This is a genomic window from Acidobacteriota bacterium, from assembly GCA_035471785.1.
In the GTDB taxonomy this organism is placed as follows: domain Bacteria; phylum Acidobacteriota; class UBA6911; order RPQK01; family DATIPO01; genus JANQFM01.
This window is the reverse complement of sequence record DATIPQ010000123.1, coordinates 1-6,959: the sequence shown is the minus strand read 5'-3', so window position 1 is coordinate 6,959 and position 6,959 is coordinate 1. Positions and strand designations below refer to the sequence as shown.

The 6,959-nt window shown below is 62.3% G+C and carries 6 protein-coding genes and 1 pseudogene; 4 read left to right on the top strand and 3 right to left on the bottom strand.

Annotated elements, in window-relative coordinates; translation table 11 throughout:
- The coding region (locus VLU25_17990; protein ID HSR69824.1) for a protein kinase at positions 1 to 2,491 on the bottom strand (2,491 nt) is incomplete at its 3' end.
- A gap of 311 nt (positions 2,492 to 2,802) precedes the next feature.
- On the opposite strand from VLU25_17990, the gene VLU25_17985 reads away from it, so the two are divergent.
- Positions 2,803 to 4,098, top strand: coding sequence for a hypothetical protein (locus VLU25_17985; GenBank protein HSR69823.1), 1,296 nt, complete (start codon positions 2,803 to 2,805; stop codon positions 4,096 to 4,098).
- A gap of 102 nt (positions 4,099 to 4,200) precedes the next feature.
- On the opposite strand, the gene VLU25_17980 is transcribed toward VLU25_17985, so the two are convergent.
- The gene (locus tag VLU25_17980) at positions 4,201 to 4,452 is read right to left on the bottom strand and encodes a hypothetical protein (GenBank protein ID HSR69822.1); all 252 of its coding nucleotides are present in this window, start codon (positions 4,450 to 4,452) and stop codon (positions 4,201 to 4,203) included.
- A 174-nt stretch (positions 4,453 to 4,626) separates the two neighbouring features.
- Between VLU25_17980 and VLU25_17975 the strand changes: the two genes are divergently transcribed.
- The 3 genes from VLU25_17975 to VLU25_17965 all read left to right on the top strand — a co-directional run bounded on the left by VLU25_17975 (position 4,627) and on the right by VLU25_17965 (position 6,874).
- A complete protein-coding gene (locus VLU25_17975; protein HSR69821.1) occupies positions 4,627 to 5,394 on the top strand; it encodes a TonB family protein in 768 nt (255 codons plus the stop codon).
- Positions 5,395 to 5,428: 34 nt separating this feature from the next.
- On the top strand, positions 5,429 to 5,911 hold the full coding sequence (locus tag VLU25_17970) for a prolyl-tRNA synthetase associated domain-containing protein (GenBank protein HSR69820.1): 483 nt from the start codon (positions 5,429 to 5,431) through the stop codon (positions 5,909 to 5,911).
- A gap of 96 nt (positions 5,912 to 6,007) precedes the next feature.
- Positions 6,008 to 6,874, top strand: a complete 867-nt coding sequence (locus VLU25_17965; protein HSR69819.1) for a hypothetical protein — start codon at positions 6,008 to 6,010, stop codon at positions 6,872 to 6,874.
- Here VLU25_17965 and VLU25_17960 read toward each other — a convergent pair.
- A pseudogene (locus VLU25_17960) lies at positions 6,843 to 6,959 on the bottom strand (IS1 family transposase). The gene VLU25_17965 and the pseudogene VLU25_17960 overlap by 32 nt on opposite strands.

The following is a 6,959-nucleotide window of genomic DNA, read 5'->3' as shown; positions in this document are numbered from 1 at the left end:
CCGAGTCTGGTACGGACTCGGCCACCTGCAAGGCTTCCTGCGGACGGCCTGACTTGGCCAGGGCCACCGCCAGTTGCACCAGCAGGTTGGGGTCTTCGGGAGTTTCCTGAAGCAGTTCGCGCATCTTCTGGATGGCGATCTGAAAGGCCTCTTCGGCCTTTTGAGCGGATTGAGGAAGCTGGCGGTAGGCGTCGCCGAGATTGGCCCAGATCAGGTAGTCGCCGGCGCCCATTTGGATGGCCTTTTCGTAGGCCGCCGCCGATTCGGCGTAAAGGCCCCGGAAGAACTGGAGGGTCCCCAGGTTGGAATAGGCGGCGGCCTCGGGCCTGATTTCCAGGGACTTCTGGAAATTGGCCGCGGCGCCTGAAAGGTCTCCCCGCAACATGCGGATACCGCCCAGATTGCGGTAGCCGATGTGACTGTCGGGACGCAGCTCGATGGTGCGCAGGAAAGCCTCCTCGGCCTCTTTGTAGCGGCCGGCGGAGTAGTGAATGGCGCCCAGTTCAGTTAAGGCGTCCCAGTAATCGGGATCCTCGGCCAGGGCCTTCTCGAAGAAGCCCTGGGCCTGCTCGAGGCGTTTTTGGGCTTGCCGCAGAAGGCCCATGACATAGAAGGCCTTGGCGTTGGAAGGATCCAGTTTGAGCGCCTGGTCGAGGCTGGCTTCGCACTCCGCCCAGTTGCCGGCCGCCAGATGGGCCAATCCCCGGGAAACGTGGGTCAGCGCCAACTGCGGGTCGAGTTCCAGCGCGCGTTCGGAGTGGGTCAGCGCCTGCTCCAGATGCATCTGGTCCTTGCTTCTGCGGTAGCTTCTCCAGTTGGCCTCGGCCAGGCCGGCGTGGGCAGGCGCATAGTCCCGTTTCTTGCTCAAAGCGCTTTGCAGCTTTTCAACGGCTTGATCGACGTTGCCTTCGCGATCGTAGCGCCGCAGCAGGTCCATCCCCTCCTGATAGATCTGATAGTGGGTCTTGTCCTGGCCCTGACTTTGGCCGTCGGCCAACCGTGCGCGCTGTTCTTGCCGCAGCAATTGGGCCACCCGCTGGGCGAGATCGTCTTCGGCCGCCGAAGACTCCTGCCCGGCTACGTCCAGGGTGACGGAATGCAGGTTGGTGCCTTGCTGGGCGTCGAAGAGGTTGGCTGTCAGCCACAGATGCTGTCCCGTCTGGTGAAGGCTGCCCCGCAGGGCGAAGCGGGTCCCCAGATCGTCCCAAAGCCGCTGCAGGCCCTCTCCGGCCAGAGAGGCGGCTTGATCGGGGGCGACAAACTCGTAGCTTCCCCGCAGCTCCGGCAGTTGAGCCAGACGCCGGGTCAGGTTGGAATCCAGACCCTGCAGCAGCGAGGCCTCCTCGCTGGGCACGCCGTAATTGTCGAAGGGCAGGATCGCCACCCGGAATTCGGCGGCGGGGGCCAGGAACGGTACCCAGCCGCCCAAGGTTGCGCGGACGCCTGGGATGAACATCAGCAGCACGAGCAGGAGCACGGCCGCAGCGGCCCAGGCGGGCCACAAGCGACGTTTGGCGGCTCGAGGCGGGTCGACCCGGGTGCCGGCGCTGGTGGGCGAGCCCAGCAGGGTGGGATCGTCGCCCTCGGCATCCAAGGTCCGCCGGATGGCCGAGCCCAGCGCGTCGCCGCTGCGTGCCGTGCGGTCGAGCAGCAGGTTGAGACGCTGGCTGACCTCCTCGGCCTTGGCAAAGCGCTGGGAAGGCTCCTTGGCCAGCAGTCCGGCCATCGTTTCTTGCAGCAGTGGAGGACAGGGTTCAATCAGTCTGGATAGCGGGGGCGGATCCTCGCGCAAAATCGCGCTGGCCGTCTCCATGGGCGAGGGACGCTTGAAGGGATGCACGCCGGTCAGCGCCTGATAGAAGATGATGCCGAAGGCGAAGAGGTCGGAACGGGTGTCCAACTCGCCGCCCTTGAGCTGTTCGGGAGACATGTAGGCCAGGGTGCCGGGAGTGGTCCCCTCGCGGGTCAAGGTGCTGGTGATGGTTTCGAAGCGGGTCTCGTCGTCTTCCGCGATGGGGTCGAGCCGCTTGGCCAAGCCGAAGTCCATGACTTTGACGTGGCCCGAGGGGGTGATCATGATGTTGGCCGGCTTGAGGTCGCGGTGCACCAGCGACTTCTCGTGAGCGCACTGCAACGCCTCGCTGATTTCCACCGCCCACTGCAGGGCCTGGCGCAGCTCGGGGAGTCCTCGTTTGAGACGGGCTTCCAGGGTCTCGCCGGGGACGAATTCCATGGCGATAAAGGCCGGCCCGCTGCGTCCTTCGCCGACTTGAAAGATGCTGCAGATGAAGGGGTCGTCCAAACCCGCCGCCGACTTGGCTTCGCGCAGGAAACGCTTGAGCGCCACCGGGTCTTCCTGAAAGCGGTCCCCCAGGAACTTGAGGGCCACCCTGCGGTCGAGCCTTGAGTCCTGGGCGAGATAGACTTTTCCCATCCCCCCCTGGCCGATTTCCTCCAGGATGCGGAAATGCGAGACTTCCCGGCCAATCACTTCCCCCGCCTTTCTCTCCTGTGGGTCTATAGGCGGCTCCATGATAAGCGCTAAGCGGGTGAAAACGCAATGTGACAAACCGAATCATTGTGATCCAGCAAGGGAATGACCGGAGGTGCCAGGATGCTGCCCCATGGCAGGATTCGGTCAGTCGCAGGACAGGAGATTTGCGATAGCAATCGCCTTGAATTGGCAATGGCCGTCGCTGCCGCGCTGCAAGGCCAGCAACGGGTCCTGGCCGAAGGGCGCTGTTTGGCCAGCGTCACTAAGGGTGAGGCGCTCTCCAAGCGACTGCTATAATTGCAGCATCCATGGCTGGCCAATCGCAGGCTTGGGACATGACGGGACCGCCGGGCAAGGAGCGGCGGGTCCGCTTTCATTGGATCCTGGGCGCCAAGTTGGACCTGGTTTTCTATATCGGGTCGGCACTGGTGGGGTGGCTTTATGTGGGCTTGATCTGGTGGGCCGTGCAGGCGCTGGACGACCCTCTGACGGAGCCCTTTTCCACCCTCCAGGTAGGCTCGATGGAGATACCCTTCGACCTGCGCCTGCTCATCTTCGTTTCCTGGGCTGTCTTTCTGGACGCGCCCCACTTGTGGGCCACCTTGGGACGCACCTTCTGCGACCCTGACGAGTGGGCCACCCGCCGCACTGTACTGCTGCGTTCGCTGGGGCTCTTCCTCCTGGGGCCGGCACTGATCGTGACGCCTTACGCCCTGGGCAGCCTGACCGCTTCCTTCGGACTCCAGCTTTCCGCGGCGCTGATGGCCTACGGGGCCATCCTCTTCTTCGCCTTCTTTCGCCTCTGGGCCTACTACCACGTGGTGCGCCAGCACTGGGGGTTTTTCCGCCTCTACAAGCGCAAGGGCGAGGACTACCGGCACGACCGGCTCGACACCTGGTTTTTCAACACCACCATGTTCGCGCCCATCGTGCTCTTCATGACCAGTTCGGCCTACCTCGATCTGCCCGGATTCCCCGATCTGGGACTTCACGCACCCTTGCTCTATTCGCTATCGGTGGCCGACATCCTCCATCCGGCGGCCTGGGCGCTTTACGCAGGCGTGATCGCGGTCTACCTGGGCCATGTCGGCCTGCTGCTGAAGCGGGGAGAGCCGGTCAACGGCAGCAAGCTGCTCTACATGTCGCTTCTGATTCCGCTGCATCTGGTGGCTTTCTCCCATCCGGTGATCGTGCTTTTTCTCAATCCCATCGTCACCGCCGGGCACAACATCCAATATCATTGCATCGTCTACTTCTATGGACGCAAGAAGTACGCGGGCAGTCAGGAGCGGCGCTACCGGGTGCCGCGCTTTCTCTTCGCCAACCTGGCCAACTACGCCCTGGTTGGATTGGCTTTCACCTTCATCTTCTACCGCGGCCCCTGGATCGAATGGGTCAAGCGGGTGACCGGCGTAGCGCTTGACGATGCCGTCCTCGACTGGATGGGCATGATGGCCGGGATCACCGACCCCAGCACCCTGGCCCTGGGTCAGCAGGTGATGGTGGCTGCCGTCCTCGGCTTCGCCATGCAGCACTATTACCTCGACTCCAAAATCTGGCGCGTCGGCACCGATTCGGCGGTGCGCGAGAATCTGCAGGTTTAGCCCGCAGGGCTATGGTCGTCGCCATCAATGTTCAACAATCGGCAGGTCTTGAGCGGCGGAACCCCCTCTCAATTCTTCGGCTCTTGCGGGCTCAAAGCGCCGCTAATCCCCTAGTCGGGCAGCCTCCCGGCGCACTCGTTCGCGGCCCCGCGCGGTGGCTCCCAGCAACTGCAGCCAGAACTCGCTGCGGCTCGATTGCAGAAAAGCAGCAGCTTCCACTCCATAGGCATTGCCGCTGCGCACGTCCGAGACGGCCTTGACAAGCACGGCCAATGCCAGCTTCTGCTCCGGCCCCAACCCCTGATCGGGAATCGGGCGCATTTCTTGCAGCACTTTGAGATCGGGTGCTTCCATCTCGGCCTGATAGCTTAACTCCCAGGGCTGACCCCCTTGAGCGTCACCAGGCCCCGAGGGGCCTTTACCGGCCCTTGCCCTGCCTCGCGATTGGCGAGCGGGGCTCCTGTGACGAAAGATGGAACTTCCGCGCCCCTGCAGCGACTACATATTACAAATTACACGGAGGTTAAGATGTTTGATCAATTGTTGGAGTCGTCGTGCGCCCGCAAGAAAAACTCGGGCGGTCGCGGGTTCTGGTTTTCCTTGCTCGCACACGGCATCGTCATCGGACTGGTCCTGGCCTTGCCGATGATCTTCTACCAGGCCCTGCCGGGCAGCCAATTGCTGGCCTTCATGGCGCCGCCGCCCCGCGTTCAGCCGCTGCCGGTGCCGCCGCCGCCCGCCCCTTCCTCGCCACAGAGCCAGCCCGTGGAAAGAGCGGTCATCCTGGCCGACGCTTTCGTAGCTCCCACTGTGGTCCCTGAGGAGATTCCGCCGCCCGATGAAGCATTGCCCACGCCCATGGAGCTGTGGGCAGACGGCAGCGGCCAAAGATCCGCTCTGCCTGACGGCGTAAGAGGCGCAAGCGTGGGGATCCCATCTGGTTTGACGCGGGTATCGCCCTCCACCGTGCCGCCCCCTCCGCCCCCGCCGCGCCCGAAGAACCTTGAGCCCGAGCGTGTTGGAGGCGACGTGCTGGCCTCCCGACTCATCCGGCGGGTCGATCCCGTCTATCCCGACCTGGCGCGGCGCATCGGACTGCAAGGCAAAGTGCTGATCAAGGTCATCGTCGACGAGGAGGGAAAAGTGACCCAGGCCGAGGTGGTGGACGGGCACAAGTTCCTGGCCGAGCCGGCCTTGGAAGCGGTGCTCCAATGGAGGTATTCTCCCACCATTCTCAACGGCCAACCGGTGCCGGTGGTGGGCACTATCAGCGTACGCTTTCGGCTCAACCGATGACCCGCAGGGAAGCCGCCCCGTTACAATGGCGGCCATGAGCGACATCTACGGCTTCCTTGACCAGCACGGCATCAGCTATGAGCGCTTCCGCCATCCTCCCGTCTATACGGTGGAACAGGTAGAGGAGCTCATACCCGACTTGCCGGGAGTCAAGACCAAGAATCTCTTTCTGCGCGACCGCAAGGGCAAACGGCACTTCCTGGTGGTCGTGCCGGCCCGGCAGCGAGTCGACTTGAAAGCCTGCGCCCAAGCCATCGGGGCCGGCAAGCTCAGCTTCGGCTCAGAGGAACGCCTGAAGCACCACCTGGGCGTGGACGCCGGTTCGGTCACCCTGTTGGGACTCGTCAACGATCCCGAGCACCGTGTCGAGGTCTTTATCGACCGCGGGATTTGGGACGCCGACAAGATTCAATGCCACCCCCTGGTCAACACCGCCACCCTGACGATCTCGAAGCGGGGCCTGGAGACGTTTCTGGGGGCGACAGGTCATTCCTTCAGCGTTTTGCAGGTACCTTAAGGCCGCTCTGCCGGTAGTGGTGCCTTTGTGCGTTGCAATCGATTTGGGAGAGGGGCGCCCGCATCAGCCAGCCCTCTTGACAGGAGGGCGTAGCTGATGGGTAATAGGGAAAACACGCGGAGACTGCCAGTGGACAGGATAGACCCGCACAGCATCTTCTACCTACTGTCGAAACGCCTGACGAATCTGCGAGCGGCTGCCGAGCCTGGAAGCGGCGCAAAGGCGTGGCTCACCCTCACCGTTTTGGCGGTTGAGGACATCGAGGACGCACTAGGCCATAAAGCGTTGCGCCTACGTAAGAGGCTCACAAGGTCGGTGGACATGATACACAGGCGCATCGACAATTTGAGAGCCGCCGTTGAGCGGGACAAGGACTATGCGTTGACGGATAACGATTGCGCAGCGATCCAGCGGGCTATCGACGGCTTTGGAGAAAGCCTCGGCGGCGTACTGAGCGACCGGTACATCTACATGGTCCGGGAAAAGGGCGGCCTTGACACTGTGAAGCTGATAGAAGAACCCGAGGTGTTTTTTGGAAGCGCATGGGCATCTCTCCCCGGCCTCGTCAGGGGAGATTTCAGACAGGCAGCGCTTTGTCTAGCCTTTGACCTCCATACAGCCTGCGGGTTCCACTCGGTCAGGGCAGTCGAGGCGATGACCCGTCAATGGTACGACTCAATTCTCGGCAAGCCAAATCAGTATCCGAAGCTCGCCACAATCATTAAAAAAATCGAAAACGAACTTCAACGCACGGGAAAGCTTGGCGATGCCGAAGAGTCCGTCCTGGATTTTCTGCACAAGATTCGAAAGCACGATAGGAATCCCCTAGCCCACCCAGAACGCAGTATGCAAGACCACGAAGCAAACCTGCTTTTCACCGACTGTGTCAGTACGGTGTCCGCTATCCTCCGATACATGAATCCCCAGCTCAGGCCGCCCTCAAGACTTCTCCAATCTCCATGATGTGATCCGCAATCCCGGCCTCCATCGCCGGAGTGCATCGAATCGAGCTATGCACCCTACAGAAGTTGTACCAGCAGAAATGAAA